The organism is Bacillus cereus group sp. BfR-BA-01331 (genome assembly GCF_022663915.1).
Lineage (GTDB): Bacteria > Bacillota > Bacilli > Bacillales > Bacillaceae_G > Bacillus_A > Bacillus_A mycoides.
The window spans coordinates 1-3,304 of the sequence record NZ_JAKUGJ010000083.1; the positions used below are offsets into that span (position 1 = coordinate 1).

Sequence of the window (3,304 nt, forward strand, 5' to 3'; positions counted from 1 at the left end):
TACGCATAAGATATGCTTGTTCTTCTGTTGGATACAAACGGAATTTATATGCTTTATTATGCTTTGTCATATCATTTCACCTCACTTTTCACCTTGGTTTTCAATATATTTCTTTACTACATCTATTGGAGAACCACCAGTAGTTAGTAAGCAAAAACTTCTTGACCAAAACATCTCTTTCCAAAGTTTCTTTTTCACTTGTGGAAAGTCTCTCTTGATTAGTCGAGAACTTGCACTCTTATAAGCATTGATGAATTTTGTCATTTCTGTATTAGGATGTGCCTTGAACAAGATATGTACATGGTCAACATCATGATTCCACTCTACCAGTGTTATGTTGTAATTCTCGGATAACCTGACAAACATGTCTTTTGCATAGTCTGACATATCATCATCAAATACATTTCTTCTGTATTTCACAACCAACACAAGATGATAATACAACAAGAACACTGAATGATTATTGCTGTCTAATTTCATTGATATACCAACCTTTGTACTTTATAAGACTGATTATATCAGAGGCAAAATAAAAAGCAAAGCCTTTTGGCTACGCCAAACCGAAATTCATCTCCCACCTACCGCTGGGCTACGTCCTTCACGCACTTGAGGAAGGAGCATTCTTTCGAGGAATTCGTTAAATTAATGGATTCTTCTCTCGTTAAAGAAATATTAGGAGTTATATTAGGTATGTTTGCTTGTGACATATTATTTTCTCCTTTCTATTAAGTAAATATTTTATGCTGTATTTACTTGAGGATTTTTTCAATGAACAAGTATTTTAAAAATATATGTTCTTGTATACACTATGTATCAGGAATATATTTGGTACAAGTACTGACCTAATTTCATAAAAAATCCGCATTAAAGATTTTAGCTTCTTTTATAGATACGTATTTAATTTCTGTGTCTTTTTCTATTTTCTCAAACATATGTAACCTCCTATGATACATTAATATATAATTTTTGAAACAACTTGTTTCAAAAACGAAAAGAAAAGAAAAGAAAAGTATCAAACTATGTTGTAATACATGCAACATACAAAACTGTTAAATTACTGATATTACTACATTTTCACTAATCCTCCTTCTATATCTATATAAGGGGGGCCTGCCACATCGCTATCATGCTAAGCTCATACAACGTCACTTATAGTAGAGGGTATTTCTTTTTTTTCTAGAGGATACATGTAGTTAATTTAAAGATTTGCATACGAAATAAACCCTAACGGGTTTCATTTTTTTGAATTAAGCCGCTTGATTATTAGACATGGTACAATTGTAAACGACACCTAATATATCAAAGACTGTTTTTTTCTCATATCGATGAGATTTTCTCCCGTTTTGCTGTGGAAGGTTGAACAGGCAAATTAGAATCTTTGATAGCTCTTGGGTGTCTTTCTGTATTGCTTGGAAAAGAAGAAGAAAGTAATCTTTAATCATATATATAGCCTTATATTCACGCAGTTCTCGTTTCTTTTTCATAAGAAGTAATTGACGCATTTGAAACATAGTAGAAGAACAGAGTAGAATGGCAATCAGTTGCCCATACAAATGGCATTCCAATCTTTCTCGTTTTATCTTTTTACAATAATGAATATGATAAAATGATTTCCATGTTTTAAATAAAATCTCGATTTGCCACCGTAAAGAATACCAATCATGCACTTGTCCCATCGGGACAATATCTGTAGAGATGTTTGTCATATATACATTGATACCACTGAGACGTTTACTACGAGGAGAATACTTCATTCCTTTCTTTTTCTCTCTTACAGCTTGATCTTGCAATCGTTTTTTTGTTATTCTTTTGTTAGCCGATGAACAATCACAAGAGTTGGGACTTTATCAGTCATTCCTACATAAGCGTTGTATATTTCGTATGTTTGTCCTGGCTGAAGAGAGTTCATTAAAACCTCCATATCTATCTGGATATACTCTGTACCTTTCTTTATTCTTCCATCTTGAAAATAATTAGGGGTGGGATTTTTTTGATAAATACGTGTATTTGATTTAATACGAGAGATATAGTAAGTCTTTTTATCTTGTATGTGTTGAAGATCTTTCAAATGAAAACACCCTAAATCTCGGATACATAAATCATTCGCTGTCACAGTTGGAACACACAGGGAACCGTAGGTTCGATCATGTTGTTTCCCTGGACCCGTATGAATATGAAGGAACTGTCCACTTAATAAATCATACTCAAGCTGAATCTTTACTCACGCTGTATGGCTGCATCCCCCTGCACCTGGATAAACGGATGAAAAAGGATCTGGAAGTTGAAATGCAGTCGAATCTAAAATACGAATACGCTTGAAAACAGAAGTATATGGAGAAGAAATCGGCATAGATGAGGTCGATTTTTTGCTTAATAGTTCGGCTGGTAGGTGTTGTAAAAGTTGGACGGCCGCCTTATTAAATCGTTGATTCAGTCCCTCAGGACTAATAAGTACTGCTGTTGATGCTTCTAAACAGCTAGATAATTGAGTTAAAGAAGTCATAGCTACATTTTGGCTCACCCATACACATAAAGCGACTAAATCTTTTGCTTGGTACTTACTGGTTCGTTGTACGAAACCAACATCTCTAGCAAGATTCCGTAAGGTATTTGGAGATAAAAAACTTTGGATTTCTTGAGCAAATAGTTGTAATTCATCAGAAACAGAAACAGACATACAAAAACGCCATCCTTTCCTATGATTCTACAGAAAGAAAAGCGTATTTTTTCTTTTTATGGATACATTTTTTTAGCTCGATAGCGATGTGGTGTTATCTCAAATATAATTATTTTATTTGAAGGTCTCTTTTAAATTTGTTTCGAATTTTTTCATAGGTTGATATACAAGAACGTGTAGTGATAAACCTATCACTGCAGTAATGTTTAAAATAATACTTATAATCATTAAAGACCATTCTATAACTGGAGAAAAGTATCCATTCGTACTTAATGTAGAAGAACTTACACCAAGTATTAAAATCACTATTAGTAAAGGTAAGTTTTTAACCAATTTGAATCCCCTTTTAAATATAATATCTTTATATTATCATATCGCGAGCTATGTTATGTAATTAATATAAGATAGTTATCTATGGGAATTTAACATGTTTCTTCGTTTTTGGGGATTTTATTTTGTTAGCTTGATAGCGATGGGGCCCCGCCACATCGCTATCAAGCTAACAAAATAAAATCCCCCCTAAAATGAAAAAATAAGCTATTCTTTCTGTAGAATCATAGGAAAGGATGGCGTTTTTGTATGTCTATTTCTGTATCTGATGAATTACAACTATTTGCTCAAGAAATT

At 33.1% G+C, this 3,304-nt stretch carries 3 protein-coding genes and 1 pseudogene; all 4 read right to left on the reverse strand.

Annotated features, from left to right (window positions below; all coding sequences use genetic code 11):
- The coding region (locus MR155_RS30800) for a helix-turn-helix domain-containing protein (RefSeq protein WP_242311681.1) at window positions 1-70 on the reverse strand (70 nt) is incomplete at its 3' end.
- An 11-nt stretch (window positions 71-81) separates the two neighbouring features.
- On the reverse strand, window positions 82-480 hold the full coding sequence (tnpA, locus tag MR155_RS30805; protein ID WP_002169923.1) for an IS200/IS605 family transposase: 399 nt from the start codon (window positions 478-480) through the stop codon (window positions 82-84).
- Between the two features lie 767 nt (window positions 481-1,247).
- Window positions 1,248-2,677: pseudogene (locus tag MR155_RS30810) on the reverse strand (IS4 family transposase).
- Between the two features lie 114 nt (window positions 2,678-2,791).
- On the reverse strand, window positions 2,792-3,010 hold the full coding sequence (locus tag MR155_RS30815) for a hypothetical protein (RefSeq protein ID WP_242312075.1): 219 nt from the start codon (window positions 3,008-3,010) through the stop codon (window positions 2,792-2,794).
- Window positions 3,011-3,304: the final 294 nt, after the last annotated feature.